The sequence below is a fragment of the Streptomyces sp. NBC_00647 genome, assembly GCF_045207245.1.
Classification (GTDB): Bacteria; Actinomycetota; Actinomycetes; order Streptomycetales; family Streptomycetaceae; genus Streptomyces.
Window position 1 is genome coordinate 3,660,157 of sequence record NZ_CP109040.1, and the last position, 15,806, is coordinate 3,675,962.

9 protein-coding genes are annotated in these 15,806 nt (G+C 71.7%); 8 read left to right on the forward strand and 1 reads right to left on the reverse strand.

Translation table 11 applies throughout. The features are described 5' to 3' along the window. Window positions 1-22 precede the first annotated feature (22 nt). The 5 genes from OG788_RS16125 to fxsT all read left to right on the forward strand — a co-directional run bounded on the left by OG788_RS16125 (window position 23) and on the right by fxsT (window position 10,876). Window positions 23-1,717 carry a GAF domain-containing protein gene (locus tag OG788_RS16125; protein ID WP_406371552.1) on the forward strand — a complete coding sequence of 565 codons (1,695 nt, stop codon included), beginning with the start codon at window positions 23-25 and terminating at the stop codon, window positions 1,715-1,717. Window positions 1,718-1,914: 197 nt separating this feature from the next. Continuing rightward, the gene (locus OG788_RS16130; protein WP_351538974.1) at window positions 1,915-2,097 is read left to right on the forward strand and encodes a hypothetical protein; all 183 of its coding nucleotides are present in this window, start codon (window positions 1,915-1,917) and stop codon (window positions 2,095-2,097) included. 981 nt (window positions 2,098-3,078) lie between these two features. After that, the gene (fxsBH, locus tag OG788_RS16135) at window positions 3,079-5,286 is read left to right on the forward strand and encodes a radical SAM/SPASM protein FxsBH, inactivated beta-hydroxylase extension form (protein ID WP_406371554.1); all 2,208 of its coding nucleotides are present in this window, start codon (window positions 3,079-3,081) and stop codon (window positions 5,284-5,286) included. 338 nt (window positions 5,287-5,624) lie between these two features. Beyond that, window positions 5,625-6,938 carry a TIR-like protein FxsC gene (locus tag OG788_RS16140; protein WP_351538980.1) on the forward strand — a complete coding sequence of 438 codons (1,314 nt, stop codon included), beginning with the start codon at window positions 5,625-5,627 and terminating at the stop codon, window positions 6,936-6,938. Next, window positions 6,935-10,876: an FxSxx-COOH system tetratricopeptide repeat protein gene (fxsT, locus tag OG788_RS16145; RefSeq protein WP_406371557.1), complete on the forward strand. Its 3,942-nt coding sequence runs from the start codon at window positions 6,935-6,937 to the stop codon at window positions 10,874-10,876. The genes OG788_RS16140 and fxsT overlap by 4 nt, the downstream gene beginning before the upstream one ends. 308 nt (window positions 10,877-11,184) lie before the next feature. On the opposite strand, the gene OG788_RS16150 is transcribed toward fxsT, so the two are convergent. Next, a complete protein-coding gene (locus tag OG788_RS16150; protein ID WP_406371559.1) occupies window positions 11,185-12,156 on the reverse strand; it encodes an alpha/beta fold hydrolase in 972 nt (323 codons plus the stop codon). Between the two features lie 211 nt (window positions 12,157-12,367). Here OG788_RS16150 and OG788_RS16155 point away from each other — a divergent pair, with 211 nt between their 5' ends. The 3 genes from OG788_RS16155 to OG788_RS16165 all read left to right on the forward strand — a co-directional run bounded on the left by OG788_RS16155 (window position 12,368) and on the right by OG788_RS16165 (window position 15,700). Further along, entirely contained in the window at window positions 12,368-13,117 is a 750-nt protein-coding gene (locus tag OG788_RS16155) for an SDR family NAD(P)-dependent oxidoreductase (protein WP_406371561.1), read from the forward strand. A gap of 48 nt (window positions 13,118-13,165) precedes the next feature. Further along, entirely contained in the window at window positions 13,166-14,725 is a 1,560-nt protein-coding gene (locus tag OG788_RS16160) for a serine/threonine-protein kinase (protein ID WP_406371563.1), read from the forward strand. A 372-nt stretch (window positions 14,726-15,097) separates the two neighbouring features. Continuing rightward, a complete protein-coding gene (locus OG788_RS16165) occupies window positions 15,098-15,700 on the forward strand; it encodes a TetR/AcrR family transcriptional regulator (RefSeq protein ID WP_406371565.1) in 603 nt (200 codons plus the stop codon). Window positions 15,701-15,806: the final 106 nt, after the last annotated feature.

The following is a 15,806-nucleotide window of genomic DNA, read 5'->3' on the forward strand; positions in this document are numbered from 1 at the left end:
CCCCGGCGGCCGAGAGCCTCGCATGACCGACCCCGTGCCGGGATTCCCGCTTCTCCTCGAAGCGGTCCTCAGCGTCGGCACCGAACTCGAACTGCGGGCCACGCTCCAGCGGATCGTGGACGGTGCGGCCGAGCTGACGGGGGCCCGGTACGCGGCGCTGGGGATGGCGGACCCGGGCCGGGACGGGCTGGTTCGGATCCGTACGGCGGAACCGCTCCCGGCGGAGAACGGACCCGAGCACCGGCACCGTGATCCTCACCCGGCGGAGCCGGCGCCCGGCCCCGGTACCGGTTCCTCCGCCGGCCCGCTCGACGCCGGGTCCGGGTCCTCCCCCGGTCCCGATTCCCCCCGGTCCTCCGCGGCGGACACCTGCCTCGACGTCCCCATCCGGGTCGACGACGAGGTGTTCGGGAACCTCTACCTCGCGGACAAGTCCTCCGGCACCTTCACCGGTGAGGACGAGCAGCTGGTGCGTCTGCTCGCCACGCAGGCCGGTATCGCGATCGCCAACGCCCGTCTGTACGAGACGGCCCGGCAGCGGGAGCGCTGGATCGAGGGCGCCGCCGCCGTCACCACCGCACTGCTCAGCGGTGGGACCGCCGACGACGCGCTGCTGACGGTCGCCGAACGCGCCAGGATTCTCGCGGGCGCCTCGGCGGGCGTCGTCCTCCTGCCCACGGAGGAGGGCGGCATGGAGATCGTGGCCGCCTCCACCCACGAGGACCCCGAGGGCATCGTGGGCACCACCATCGCGCCCGGCAGCCCGGTGCTCGAGCAACTCCTCGGCGGGGAGCCGGTCTTCATCGACGACTCGGCGACCGATCCGCGGATGACGACGCCCGTACGGTCCCGGTTCGGGCCGAGCATGATGCTGCCCCTGCAGACCGAGGGCCGCCTCATCGGCACGCTGGCCCTTCCGCGCGGACGCGGCGACCGCCCGTACACACCGGTCGAACGCCGGCTGGCCACCCAGTTCGCCTCACAGGCCGCGCTCGCCCTGGTCCTCGCCGACGCCCGGCACGACCGCGAGCGCCTCGCGGTGTACGAGGACCGGGACCGCATCGCCCGCGACCTGCACGACCTGGTCGTACAACGGCTGTTCGCGACCGGCATGATGCTGGAGTCCACGCTGCGCAGAAGCCGGACGGAGGAGACCGGCGACGCCGCCGGTACGGGGGACGGACACGGCCGGAACTCCGACGGTGAGGGGTCCGGTGACGAGGAGTCCGGTGACCAGGACTCAGGTGACGAGGCGTCCGGTGACGAGGAGTCCGGTGACCAGGACTCGGCAGAAGAGGACGTGCGCGCCGCGCTCGGCCACGCGGTCGAAGAACTCCGGTCCACCGTGCAAGAGGTCCGGACGGCCATCTTCGCGTTGCAGCAGCCGCCCGCAGACGCTCCTACCACCTTCCGCGGCAAGGTGCTGCGCGAGACCGCGGGTGCGGCGGCTCTGCTCGGTTTTCAGCCATCCACGCGGTTCACCGGCGCCGTGGAGAACCGGGTCCCGGAGTCCGTCGGCGCGCAACTCGTCGCCGCTCTGCGCCGTGCGCTGGCCGCCGCCTCACGCCGTGCCGGGGTGTCCCGGATCGAGGTCGCCGTCGACGCCACGGCCACCCTGCCGGACGGCCGGCCCGGAGTCCGCCTCACCGTCCGGGACGACGCCCCCGCGGACGGCGATGACCCCGGCACGACGCTCACCTGGCAGTCACCGTTGTGAGCACCCCGCACCCGCCGAACTGACGTCTCCCCCGCCGGACCCCGCTGTCCTGGGAGCCGGGGGATTCACACGACCGGCCGCGTTCCAATTGCGGAAATCACGGCGCAGGATTGACGCTGTAATCCTGAAGTTCCGTGGCGCGATAGGTCCGGCTGGTACCCTCCGCCAGTAGCTACCCACCAAGCGAAAGTCCTAAAATGAACCTTCCGGTGACGCAGGCGACGCACCGCTCCGCCGCCCCCAAGTCCATGCGCCGGCCGCACACTCCCCTGTCGGCCATCGACCCGCTCGGGACTGCCGCCGTAAGGTCCGCCGGACGAGTGACAGACATCCCGGGACGCCGTCCGGGCAAGCCGATCACCTTCGACTCGGCTCTCTGACCTCAAAGCTTCACCACAGGGCGCTCCTGACGGCACCGCAACTGCCGCCGGTGCGCCCTTTCCTACGCGCGGCCGACCGCGCCGCTCCGAATGATCATGGAGTTCGCAGCACACGCCGAATCGTCCGGGTACTGGAGTCGACTCGTCGATTCACAGATGCCGGAAAAGAGTCGACCAGCGCACAGAACTCGTCCGTCGGGCTGTAGCTTGAGGACACCGGGGCAAGGACAGCCGAGTAAAGTCGCGATGCGACGGAAAAGTCCCTCGAACTCCTGAAGTCCCCGTCGAAGTCGGCATACTGAACAACCCACTCCTCATCGATCGCCAGCACCTCGTCCACAACGGCCGAGGGACCCGGGTCACCCGGGGGGCTTCATTGTCGATCTGGGGTGAGAAATGGAGCAGCAAGAACCCGAGCAGCAGGGATCCGGTCAGACCCCTGACCCTCACTGGGTAAGGATTCTGATCGCAGTCCTGGCAACTGTGGCGGCGGTCGCCGGCTGTGTAGAACAGTTGGCCCGCTAGGGCCGTGATGATCGAGGCGTAGCCGGGCGGGGACGGGCAGGCATGAAGCGAGCCCGGCCGTCACGTGGTCGGCCGGACCCGCCTCGAGGCTCCGGCGCAAGCCCGGTTCCTGGTAGCCGCCAGGAACCGGGCCTCTGTGCTGAAGCCCGCCCAAATGCAGATCATTGCTATTCGGACAGCCAATGACTGCGTAGCCACCTTAACGGACCCTGCCCCCTGCCGCTGCAACCTTGCGGCGAGGCACTCGGGATGATCCCGAACTCATTCTCCCTGGTGGCGGGAGGTTCCTCGTCCGACCGGGATTCCTTCCCCTTCTCGATCGAAGTCGCCCCGACGGGTTCCTCACGCTCCGTCGAGTGGACCGCCTGCGAGCCGGCCTCAACCAGAGCGCTTGGGCCTTGAGTTGACTCGCCCGATCAGGAGTTGACACAGCCTCCGACGAGTAGCCTTTGTCGGGTGACTGCAACTGCGGGTGCTCCGCTCCAGCAACTCGTCCTCAAGATCCACAGTCGATGCGACCTCGCCTGTGATCACTGTTATGTGTACGAGCACGCCGATCAGAGCTGGAAAGGGCGCCCGACCTTTATTTCCGAGGAAACGCTCGGGAAAGTGGCCCGGCGATTCGCGGACTATGCGGAGGAAGAGAAACTCCCTTCCGTTTCCGTGATCCTGCACGGAGGGGAACCCCTTCTCGTGGGTCCCGCCCGCATGCGAGACATCTGTGCGGAACTCGTTCGCATCATCACCCCGGTGACAGCGCTCGATCTCCGTATTCACACGAACGGCGTGCAGCTGAACACCCGGTATCTCGAGGTGTTCAGGGAATTCGACGTCAAAGTCAGCATCTCGCTCGACGGCGACCGCGCCGCGAACGACCGGCACCGGCGCGACCGCCGCGGACGCAGCAGTCACGAACGGGTGCTGCGCGCGATCGGCCTGCTGCGCAGACCCGAGTACCGGCACCTCTACAGCGGCCTGCTGTGCACCGTGGACGTGGCCAACGATCCCGTCGCGGTGCACGACGCTCTCGCCTCCCTGCACCCGCCCCGCATCGACTACCTGCTGCCGCACTCCACCTGGGACAGCCCGCCGAACCGGCCGGCCGACTCCCCCACCGCCTACGCCGACTGGCTGCTGCGGATCTTCGACCGCTGGGACGAACAGGGCCGCACCGTCGGGGTGCGGACCTTCGAGTCGGTCCTCAGCACGCTCCGGGGCGGGCCGCCGCTGACCGAGGCGATGGGCCTCGCGCCGAGCGACCTCGCGGTGGTGGAGACCGACGGCACGTTCGAGCAGGCCGACTCACTGAAGACGGCGTACGACGGCGCCCCGTCCACCGGATACGACGTCTTCCGGCACACCTTCGCCGAGTTCGCCCGGCATCCCGGGGTGCGGGCCCGCCAGTTGGGGCTCGCGGGTGTCAGTGCCACCTGCCGCCGCTGCCCGGTGATCGAATCGTGCGGCGGGGGTCTGTACGCCCACCGCTACAGCACCGGCCACGGCTTCGCCAACCCGAGTGTCTTCTGTGGTGACCTGCGGGCCTTCGTCGACGGTGTGGCCGAGCGCGTCACCGACCACTCGCTCAGTCCCGCGGTCCATGACCGTGACGAACTCTGCTACGCACAGGAGGAGTTGGTCCGCCATCTGATTCCCGTCGTGGCCGCCCGGCACTCTGGCGAGCCCGGCTGGGACGAGGTGTGGCGCGCCTTCCTCGACCTCGACGCGGACCCGTCGACCGCGCCGTACGTCGACGAGATCCTCACCCACCCGTATCTGCACACCACGCTCAAGAACTCTCTGCACGGCAGACTCACCGGCCCGGCGCCGCTCGCCTGCGCCGTCGTCGTCGCGGCCGTCAACGCCCGCGCCGACCTCGAACTCGGCTGGCACCAGCCCACCGCCGAACTGCACCTGCCCACCCTGGGCACCCTCACCCTCAGCGATCCGGGCCCCGTCACCGTCTCGGTGAAGGCCGGTGAGCTGCGGGTGCGCACCCACCGGGGCGACGAGTACGGCCCCGGCGAGACCTCCGGCGGCTGGCGGCGCCTGCGCACCGTCGCCGTCGCGGACGGCACCCGGCTGCTCCTCGACGACGCGGACCCCCTCCGCGACTGCTACCCCGTGCCCGTCGCCCCTCCGCTGGGAGCCGACGAACTCGACATGTTCGCCAAACGCCTGGGCATCGCGTACGAGTTGATGGAGGAGAGCGGCCGGGTCCGGCAGGCCGGTGTCAACGCGCCGCGGCTGACCACCGTCACCCCGCTCGCGGCCGGAACGGGCGTACGGCTCGGCGCGCACGGGCTCGGCGCGCTCGGTGTGGCCGTCGACTTCGAGCCGGAGGACCTCGTACGGGAACTGCCGCGCGCCGGACGCCTCGCGCGGCTTTCCGCGCTGCGCGAGACGGCCGACCTGAACGTGCCGGGCACCCGGGCCGGCCGGCTGCTCGACGAGGCGAGCCGCGAGCTGGGCGACGCCGGCTACTGGGCGGGCGAGGCGGACCGGCGTGCCGCCGCGCTGGAACGGGCGGGCCGTGCCCTGGACCAGTTGGCCGCCCGCCCCGACGGCGAACTCACCGAGACGGGAAGGGTGTTGGCGGCGGAACTGCGCGGCGAGCTGGTGAGCGCGCGCCGCTCCTCGGCCGACCCGGCCGGCCGGCGTGGGTGATGCGGCGCCGGGCGTGCACGCCCGGCGTGCACGGACCACGCCGGGTGCCGTACGCGGCGGGCCCCGCCCACCGGCCGCGACCCAAGCCCGCCCGGCGGGGGCGCCGGGGGCGATCGGGGCGCGCCGCCGCGTGATCTCGCGAAGGAACGGGAAATGGCGAGGTGACCGGTGCGGCTCTTCGGGACGCGGGATGCCGTCGATCCGGTCGGAGTCCAGATGTCTGGATATCGCCAGGGTTTGACGTGAAAGAGGCGACCCGTGCGGGCGCTCGGTCGGGAAGATTGTTGGTTCCGGCCAGGTGAACATCCCGTAGGGGCTCATCCACAGCAGGGGGGCGCGTGGACATACCTGAACGGGCATCGGACAACCGGCCTTATTTTTTTCTGAGTTACGCCCACACGCCTGCCTGGGGGCTGGGCGGCGGGGATCCGGACCACTGGGTGCAGGTCCTCTTCACCGATCTGTGCGACCACATCATGGCCCTGACCGATCTGCCGGCCGGCATACCCGCCGGGTTCATGGACCGGGAGATGCGCTCGGGGGACGGCTGGCCGGAGAAGCTCAGCGAGAATCTCGCCACCTGCCGGGTGTTCGTGCCGCTGTTCTCGCCGCGCTACTTCACCAGTGAGAGCTGCGGCCGGGAATGGTTCGCCTTCAACGAACGTATTCTGCGGGCCCGGGCGACCGGGACCGGTGCGGTGCAGGCGATCGTCCCGGCGCTGTGGACGCATATCGACTATGCCCAACTCCCCGATTCCGTACGGCATATCCATGTGGACCACGCCCAGTTCGGCGACCGGTACGCGGCCAACGGGATCTACGGTCTGATCAAGCTCAACCGGCTGCGCGACGAGTACGAGGAAACGGTTCTCGGGCTGGCGCAGCGGATCGTGCAGATCGCGCAGGATTCTCCGCTGCCCTCCAGCAGGCCACGGCCCTACGAGCGCACGCCGAGCGCGTTCAAGCCGCGGGGAGAGGGCCCCCGGCGCATCCATCTGACGGTGGCGGCGCCCACCCGGCACACCATTCCCGAGCATCGTGACGTCCGCCCGTACGGCGAGGACGCGCAGGACTGGAATCCGTACCACTCGGAGTCGACCCGTTCGCTGCCCTCCCTCGCCGAGGAGCTGATCCGGTCTCTGGACTACCGGATCACGGTGTCCTCCTTCGACGACGAGGCCACCGACGACGGCCTGGAATCGGACGACTCGGAGAAGGCGGGGCCCAGCCACCCGGGGATTCTGCTCATCGACCGGTGGGCGCTCACCGACGAGGAACGGGCGCGCAGGCTGAAGGCGTTCGACGCCGGCGCCCGTCCCTGGATCAGCGCGATCGTCCCCTGGAACCGGGCGGACATCCAGTGCCACGGCGAGGAGGGCCGCAAGCTGGCGGCGGACCTCGAACGGACGCTGCCGGTGATCCTGGACCGGGGACGGCGTGCCGACTGCCGCTCCGCCGTCAACGGCGTACCCACCCTGAAGGCCTTCACCGACGTACTCCCTGTCGTCGTCGCGCACGCGACCCGGCAGTACCTCAAGCACGCCGAGGCGCATCCGCCCGCGGGTCCGCCGATCCGCCGGCCCCGTCTGATGGGCCCCACCCACCCGCCGCTGCCCGAAGGCGGATCCGACCACGGAGGAGAAGAAGCATGACGGCCGTGCAGGACGGACGGATCATCACCTTCTACTCGTACAAGGGGGGCACGGGCCGCACGATGGCCCTGGCCAACACGGCCTGGATCCTCGCGGCCAACGGCAAGCGCGTCCTCGCCGTGGACTGGGACCTGGAAGCCCCGGGCCTGCACCGCTTCTTCCATCCCTTCCTCAATCCCAACGCACTCGCGGCCACCACCGGTGTCATCGACCTCATCAACGAGTACGCCTGGGCGGCGACCACCGGAACCCAGCGCTCCGGTCCGTGGCACCGGGACTACGCGCGCGTCGAACAGCACGCCATCTCGCTGACGCCCGAGCGGCTCGGACTGCGGTTCCAGGAGGGTGGTTCCCTCGACTTCCTCTCCGCCGGGCGCCAGGACCGCTCGTACTCGGCGAGCGTGTCGTCCTTCGAATGGGACAACTTCTACGAACGTCTCGGCGGCGGGCTCTTCCTCGACGCGCTCCGCGACGACATGAAGGCGTCCTACGACTACGTCCTGATCGACAGCCGCACCGGACTGTCCGACAACGCCGACATCTGCACCGTGCAGATGCCCGACGTGCTGGTGGACTGCTTCACGCTCAGCGACCAGTCCCTCGACGGCGCGGCGGCCGTGGCCCGCAGCGTCGAGGACGGCTATCGCACGCGCAAGATCCGGGTCCTGCCGGTGCCGATGCGGATCGACGAGGGCGAGAAGGAGAAGGTGGACGCCGGCCGCGCGCTGGCCCGGCTGAAGTTCGACGGGCTGCCCAAGGGGCTCGGCGGGGAGGAGCTGGCGGGCGAGGAGCTGACCGCCTACTGGGGCGCCGTCGAGATCCCGTACCGCCCGTACTACGCCTACGAGGAGACCCTCGCCACCGTGGGCGACGAGAGCGGGATCGCCAACTCCCTGCTGTCCGCCTTCGAGCGGCTCACCGCGGTGATCTCGGACGGCGAGATCACCGTCCTGCCTCCGGTGCCGGAGCCGGTGCGGCTGCGCTGCCGCGACGCGTTCCTGCGGCGGCGGCCGATGACGACCGCGGCCGACGTGGTGATCGCGTACACCGCGGAGAACCGCGTCTGGGCCGACTGGATCGAGTCGCTCCTCAAGCGGGCCGGCTGCAACGTCACCCCGCACGACATCGCGAGCGGACCCGTCGAACATCCCGACCCGGCGACCCGCACCCTCGTGCTGCTGTCGAAGGCGTTCCGCAAGTCGCGGCACGCCGAGCCCGTCTGGCGCGCCCTGGCCGAGGTGGACGGCGAGGCCGGGCAGGGCACGATCGTCCCGGTGCGGGTCGACGAGGTCCATCTGCCGCAGTACTACCTCGACCGCAACCCGGTCGATCTGCACCGGCTCGACGAGACGCAGTGCGTCAGCTCCCTGCTGGGCGCCCTGGAGCTGCCGGGCCGGCCCCTCGAGGGCAGCGCGTCCGGGCCCCGCTTCCCCGGCAGCACCCCGGCGATCTGGAGCGCGCCCCAGCGCAACAGCATGTTCACCGGGCGCGATGTCATCCTCGACCATGTCCGCGACCAGCTCGGCAGCGGCATCTCGGTCGTCCTGCCGCAGCCGCAGGCCCTGTACGGACTGGGTGGCGTCGGCAAGACCCAGGTGGCGCTGGAGTACGTGCACCGGTTCATGGCCGACTACGACCTGGTGTGGTGGATCTCCGCCGAGGACCCCGACAACGTCGTCTCCTCGCTCGCCGAGCTCGCCGCCCGTATCGGCGCGTCCAGCGCCGAGGACATCAACCTGGCCAGCCAGGAAGCCGTGCGGATGCTGGCCCGCGGGGCGCCGACCAAGCGCTGGATCCTGGTCTTCGACAACGCCGACGACCCGGCGCAGCTCAAGCGCTTCTTCCCGGAGGGCGGCGGCGGGCACATCCTGGTCACCTCCCGCAACCAGGCCTGGGCCCAGCAGGGCGCCTCGCTGCCCATCGACGTGTTCCTGCGCGAGGAGAGCGTCGAGCACCTCACCCGGCGGGCCTCGGGGCTGAGCGTCAAGGAGGCGGAGCGGGTGGCGACCGCGGTCGGCGATCTGCCGCTCGCGGTGGAACAGGCGGCGGCCTGGCTCGCGGAGACGGCCACCCCGATCGAGGAGTATCTGCGTCAGCTCGCCGAACAGACCACCGAGGTGCTGGACCTGAACCAGGCCGTCGACTACCCGAAGACGGTGGCCGCGACCTGGAACATCTCCATAGCCCGGCTGCGCGAACGCTCCCCGGCCTCCGTACGGCTGCTGCAGCTGTGCGCGTTCATGGCGGCCGAGCCGATCTCCTCGCACCTGCTCTACAGCAAGGAGATGATCGACGCTCTGCGGCCCTACGACCCCGCTCTCCAGGAGAGTCTGCTGCTCGGCCGGGTGATCCGCGAGATCGGCCGGTTCGCGCTCGCCAAGGTCGACCAGGTCAGCAACAGCATCCAGGTCCACCGTCTGGTGCAGGCCGTGATCCGCTCGCAGCTCAGCGAGGACGAGCAGCGGCAGGCCCGGCACGTGGTGCACACGGTCCTCGCGGGCTGCCGGCCCGACGGCGACGAGCCGATCGACGACCCGGAGACCTGGCCGCGCTTCGCGGTGATCTGGCCGCACCTGCCGGCCTCGGCCTCCGACGCCCGCAACTGCACCGAGGCCGGGACCCGCAGGCTGCTCATCGACCGCGTCCGCTACCTGTGGAAGCGCGGTGACTTCCCCGGCGCCCAGGCGCTCGCCAAGGACCTCCTCGACCACTGGAAGCCGATCCTCGGCGAGGACGACGTCCAGTACCTGTACCTGCGGGCCCAGCTCGGCAACGTCCTGCGCTCCCAGGGGCGTTATGTGGAGGCCCGCGAGATCAACACCGAGCTCCTGGAACGCCAGAAGCGGGTTCTCGGCCCCTCGCACCCCCACACGTACGTCACCATGTCCAGCCTGGCCAGCGACCTCGCGGCGCTCGGGGTGTACGAGTCGGCGGTGGAGTTCGCCCGCGAGGCGCACGACGGCTTCAGCCAGATCTTCCACGAGTCGCACCGGCGCACCCTCAGCGCCGCCAACAACCTCGCGCTGGCGCTGCGCATGGTCGGCCGCTACGGCGAGGCCCGCGTCCTCGACCAGGAGACCTTCGACCGGCGGGTCGAGGTCCTCGGCCCCGACCACCCGTACACGCTCGCCTCGGCGGCCCGCCTCGGCCGCGATCTGCGCGAGGTCGGCCGGTACGCCGAGTCCGTCTCGCTCCTCTCCCGCGCCTACGACGCCTACAAGCGCATCCTCGGCAAGAACTTCCCGGGCACGCTGAGCTGCGCCAAGTCGCTCGCCGTGTCGCTGCGCCGGGCGGGCCAGTTCGAGGACGCCCGACGGCTCACGACGGCGACGCGCGGCCAGTACCGGAAGCAGTACGAGGCGCCGACGCCCGACTCGCTCGCCTGCGATCTCAACATGGCCGCCGACCTGTTCGCGGCGGACGAGCGGGAGGCGGCGCGCGAGGTCGCCCGTGAGGCCCTGGCGGAGTACATGAAGGTGCCGGGCGAGGCCCATCCGTACACCCAGGCCGCGCTCAACAACCTGGGGATCTTCCACTGGGGCTGCGGCGACACCGAGGAGGCGGAGAAGGTGTTCCGCAAGGTGCTGCGCCGGATGGGCGACGTCCTCGGGGAGAAGCACCCCCACACCCTGTTCACCGGCATCAACTACGCCAACGTCCTCGCCGACCAGGGCCGTCTCGCCGAGGCCCGCGAACTGGAGGACAACGCCGTCCAGACCCTCCGCGTGGTGCTCGGCCCCCACCATCCGGAAACCCTCGCCATAGTGGCGAACACCGGACTGACCCTGGCCGCGCTGGGCCGCAAGGACGAGGCCCGCCGCATGCGCGCCGAGGCCCTGGCGGAGCTGCGCTCCCTGCTCGGCGACGAGAACGGGATGACCCGGGTCGCCGCGGACGACCGCCGCATATACCGGGACCTGGAACCACTGGCGGTGTGAGGACACGCGCCTCCCGGACACCGGTGGGGCCGGACACCGGTGGGGCCGGACACCGGTGGGGCCGGACACCGGTGGGGCCGGACACCGGTGGGGCCAGGCACCGGTAAGGCCGGGCACGGTGAGGCCAGGCACCGGTACGGCCAGGCACCGGTAAGGCCGGTCGTCGGCAAGGCCGGTCGTCGGCAAGGCCGGCCGTCGGCTCCTCCGGCGCCCGACGCCTGGGTCCCGGAGGGGGCGGTCCGGCCGGTGGCGCCCCGCGACGCCTGCCGCCGAGACCTTCGGGCGCCCGGGGCGGGAGGCGGGAGCCTTCAGGCCGAGGCGGGGGCCTGGGAGCGCCGGCCCGCGGACGCGGCAGGGGCGCAGGGGGCGACCGCCTCCGGGGTCCGTCCCCGCCGGTGCCCGGGCCAGACCGGCACGTCCGCCAGCAGCCAGGCCAGCACCTTGGGCAGGGCCCGGAGGGCGGCGAAGTGCGCGGCGGTGGGTTCGAGGACCGCCGTGGCCCGGGGAATCCGCGCGGCCATCCAGGACGAGTGCGAGGCCGGGGAGAACACGTCCTTCACCCCGTGCCACAGCAGCACCGGCACCTGGATCTCCGCCGGATCGAAGCCCCAGTGCCCGGTCAGCGCCAGCGCGTCGTCGATCCAGCCGTACGGCGATGTCCGCAGCGCCTCGCGGTAGTTGCGCAACAGCATCGAACGAATCGTGTTGTCGGAGACGATCTGGCGGTCGTCATCGGTGAGTTCGGGCCGCAGCTCCTCCAACAGGCGCACCGGATCGCGCCGGATGACGGCGGACCGTGGAATCAGCCGCGCGGTGAACCGGTCCGGATCGTCGAACGCCGTCCTGAACTCATGGACGTTGGACGGCGCCATCCCGGCGAACCAGTCCAGTCCCTCGGCGTCGCGCGGCGCGAGCCCCACCAGCGCGGCGGCCCGGGTCACCCGCTGCGGCATCAGCGCGGCACAGGCCAGCGCGTGCGGGGCGCCCCCGGACCGTCCGGCGACGGCGAACCGCTCGATCCCCAGGGCGTTCGCGATGCAGGCCACGTCGTGCACGACGTCGACGACGCGCCGCCCCTGCATCCGGTCCGAACCTCCGTACCCCGGGCGGTCGTAGCTGATCAGCCGGGTGCCGCGCTGGTACAGGAACATGGCACGCGGCCGGGGGCCGACCCGGCTGCCGGGCATGCCGTGCAGCAGGAACACCGGGCGCCCTCGTGGATCCCCCGAGACTTCGACACGCAGCAGCCGCCCGTCGGCGGTCCGCACATGGTCACGCACAGCGCTCCCCCTCCCTCGGTCCGGACGGACCGGGACAAACGCTGCACGTTCCCTGCCCGGCTGTTCGGGTGACGAAACGACAGCGCAGGTCAAGTCGGCTCCATATCGGGCCACTTGACGCCGCCGTACGGTCTCCGTAGCGTCACCACTCGTACGTGGACGTGACCCACGTTCACATCCGAGAATGCGAACGGCGACGGACGGGATGGACATGAGCGGACGGCGTGTGGTGGTGTCCGGCGGCGGGACGGGGATCGGCCTGGCGACGGCGGAGGCGTTCGCCGCGGACGGGGACCGGGTCGTTCTCCTCGGGCGCCGCGAGGACGTCCTGCGCAAGGCGGCCGACGGACTGAACGAGCGGCACGGCCGGGCGGCCGCGTCCTGGCACGCGGCGGATCTGGCCGACCCCGAACAGGTCGGCGCGGTGCGGGACTTCATCGTCGAGGACGACACCCCGGTGGATGTGCTGGTCGCCAACGCGGGCGGAAACGCCGCCGTGTCGCACGACGGCGGCCTGGCCTCCGTCGCCGACAGCTACCGGCGCAACTTCGACGCCAACGTCCTGACCGCCGTCCTGCTCACCGAGGCGCTGCTCCCCCACGTGCGCCGCCCCGGGGGCCGTATCGTGCAGCTCTCCTCGATCGCCTCGCTCCGCGGCCCCGGCTCGTACGGCGGCTCCAAGGGCTGGATCAACACCTACACCTACGATCTCGCCCAGCGCGTCGGCTCCGAAGGCATCACCGTGAACGCGGTCGCCCCCGGCTTCGTCGGCGACACCGAGTTCTTCGGCGACCGCGCCACCCCGGATTTCGTCGCCGCCCGCGTGGCCCAGTCCCTCACCGGACAGCCCGGCCGGCCCGAACAGATCGCGGCCGCCATCCGGTACGTGGCGTCACCGGAGGCGGCCTACGTGACGGGCCAGCTCCTCCACATCAACGGCGGTGCGGCACTGGGGCGTTAGTCCTCGGGGCGCCGCGCGGTACGGGCGATCTCCTCTAGCCTGTCGCGCATGGACGCACCGGGGGACTTCGTCGACGGTCGGTTCCAGCTGATCGAGCGGCTGGGCAGTGGCGGGATGGGCACGGTGTGGCGGGCCCGGGACGGCGCCCTGCACCGCGAGGTCGCCCTCAAGGCGGTGCGGGCCGACGCGGGCGCCTCGGCCACCGTACGGGAACGGGTGCTGCGCGAGGCACGGGCGCTCGCCCGGATCAGTCACCCGCACGTGGTGACCGTTCATCACATCGTGGAGGCGGAGCCGCATCCGTGGATCGTGATGGAGCTGGTGCCGGGCATGACGCTCCAGGACCGGCTCGTCGCGGGCCCCCTGTCCCCGGCGGAGGCGGCGCGCGTCGGCCGACAGGTCCTCTCCGCGCTGCGGGCCGCCCACGCCGCCGGCATCCGGCACCGCGACGTCAAACCCGCCAATGTGCTGCTCCGCCCGGACGGAACGGCCGTTCTCACCGACTTCGGCATCGCGGCTCTCCAGGACTCGGCCTCCCTGACCGTCACCGGTGAACTCGTGGGCTCCCCCGAGTACATGGCGCCCGAACGCATCCGCGGCCACGCCGACGACCCGGCCGGCGATCTGTGGTCCCTCGGCCTCGTCCTGTACGTCTGTGTGGAGGGCGTCAGTCCGCTGCGCCGCGCGACGACGCTCGCCACGCTGGCCGCCGTCCTCGACGATCCGCTGCCGCCTCCCGTCCGCTCCGGCCCTCTCGCCCCCGTCCTGAACGCGCTGCTCGTCCGGGACCCGGGGGCGCGCCCCGACGCGGAGCGCCTGGACGCGATGCTGGCGCGGGCGGAGGCGAGGACGCCTGCGCAATGGGGCCCGCCGACGGCGACCGCGACGGTGTCGGCGACCCACCGGGAGCCGCTTCCGCGGCCGTACACGGACCCTGTGCCGCCGCCGCCCGCCGGGCCCGAGCGGTGGGACGGACCCCTGCCGCCCGTACCCACCCGGCCGGACAGCCCGGGTCGGCACCGAAGGACGACGATCGCCGTCGCCGTGGCCGCGGTGCTGGCCGTCGCCGTGACCACGCTCTTCCTGACCCTGCGCGACCGGGGGACCGGCCGGGAGACGGAGGGCGAGGCCGGGCCGTCGGCCCCGGCGTCGGCCTCGGCGTCCACGCGGACCGAACACGCGACCCCGGCCCCGACTCCTTCGCCTTCACCGACATCTTCGGCTTCCGCACCCGGCCCGGCGCCGACGGGCGCGGCGTCGGCCACGAGCGCGCCGTCGGGCGACCGCTGGATCGCCCAGCTCTTCTCCGAACCCGTCGGAACGGGCACCGCCGCCCGGGATCTCCGCCTGGCGAAGATCAGGAAGACCGTTCCCGAGGCGCGGATCCTGCGCAGTGACAAGTACGCCTCGCTGCGCCCGGGTTACTGGGTGGTCTACGCCCCGGGCCCCTTCGCGGACGGCCGGGCCGCACTCGCCTTCTGCGCCGAGCGCGGCAGAACCACCGCGACCACCTGCATCGGCCGCTATCTGAGCGACCGCACGGCCGACTCAGTCCTCCAGTGCCGCCCTCCGGCGACCGCGCCCACGGGCCGCTGCACCCGCCCGTGAGCCGGAGCCCGGGCCGCCGCCCAGGTGCCCCACCAAGGGTTCGTGACCGGTCCCGGACGGGGCGGAACACCGTTGCGGACCGGCGGACCGCAGGACCCGTACGGCGTCAAAGACATCGGTCAGTACGGCAGCACACGCCCCGACGGCGTCCTGCGGTCGATCGGCATCTCGCGCGGAGCGGCGGGCCGACGGTTGACGCGAATCCGGATCTGACGGTTCATGACCCCTCCTCATGACTGATGAGCCCAGCGTCCCTCGCCGACACGCATAGACGCATCGTGCCCACGGAGGCACCCCTCCTACCCTCCGAGCAGGATGTTCCGGCGCGGGCCCTCCTCCCTGGGCAGTACACCGGCCCCGTAGGCTCGGGGCATGACGGGTGAGCGGACGCGGGGGACGGAGCGGGGACCGGGACGGCCACGCGAGGAGCGGGTCACCGGAGCGGTCCTGAACGCGGTCGTCGACCTGGTCGTCGAGCAGGGCATGGGCGCGCTCACGATGGACGCCGTCGCCGCCCGGGCCGGGGTGAGCAAGCCGGCCATCTACCGGCGCTGGCCCACCAAGCAGGACCTCGTCATCGCCGCCGCCGAGAGCCGCGTCGGCGAACTGTCGGTGCCCGACCTGGGCGACTTCCGCGCCGAGCTGCGCGTCGTCCTCACCACCCGGCTGGAGGCGTACCGGCTGCCGGGGTCGGCCCGGCTGATCGCGGGGCTGATCGGAGCGGCGGCCGAGGCGGGTCCGGGCCGGGCGCAGTACGCGCAGTACACCGAGCGGATCACGAGCGAGACGCGGCACATCCTCGAGCGGGGCATCGCGCGAGGCGACGTACGCCCCGACACCGACGTCCGGGCTGCGGCCACCCTGGTCGCCGCGCCGCTGCTCTTCCGGCTGATCGGCGAACAGGAACTGCCCGACGCCCGGCTCGTGGAGACCCTCGTGGACCTCGTGGCCCGCGCGGTCGGCTCGGCCTCCTGACCGTCGCGGCCCCGCAGGACCGCCCCGTTCACGACCGCCACGGCCCCGGCTGACGGCCACGGCCGCCCGAAGGCCCCGTTCACAAACGTTCGCCCCAGACCCTTGC

What these genes read in the sequence shown, in the direction of transcription:
- OG788_RS16155 (WP_406371561.1), top strand. Translation starts at nt 12,368, where the DNA reads ATGAGCGGACGGCGTGTGGTGGTGTCCGGCGGCGGGACGGGGATCGGC.
- OG788_RS16125 (WP_406371552.1), top strand. Translation starts at nt 23, where the DNA reads ATGACCGACCCCGTGCCGGGATTCCCGCTTCTCCTCGAAGCGGTCCTC.
- OG788_RS16160 (WP_406371563.1), top strand. Translation starts at nt 13,166, where the DNA reads ATGGACGCACCGGGGGACTTCGTCGACGGTCGGTTCCAGCTGATCGAG.
- OG788_RS16130 (WP_351538974.1), top strand. Translation starts at nt 1,915, where the DNA reads ATGAACCTTCCGGTGACGCAGGCGACGCACCGCTCCGCCGCCCCCAAG.
- OG788_RS16165 (WP_406371565.1), top strand. Translation starts at nt 15,098, where the DNA reads ATGACGGGTGAGCGGACGCGGGGGACGGAGCGGGGACCGGGACGGCCA.
- fxsT (WP_406371557.1), top strand. Translation starts at nt 6,935, where the DNA reads ATGACGGCCGTGCAGGACGGACGGATCATCACCTTCTACTCGTACAAG.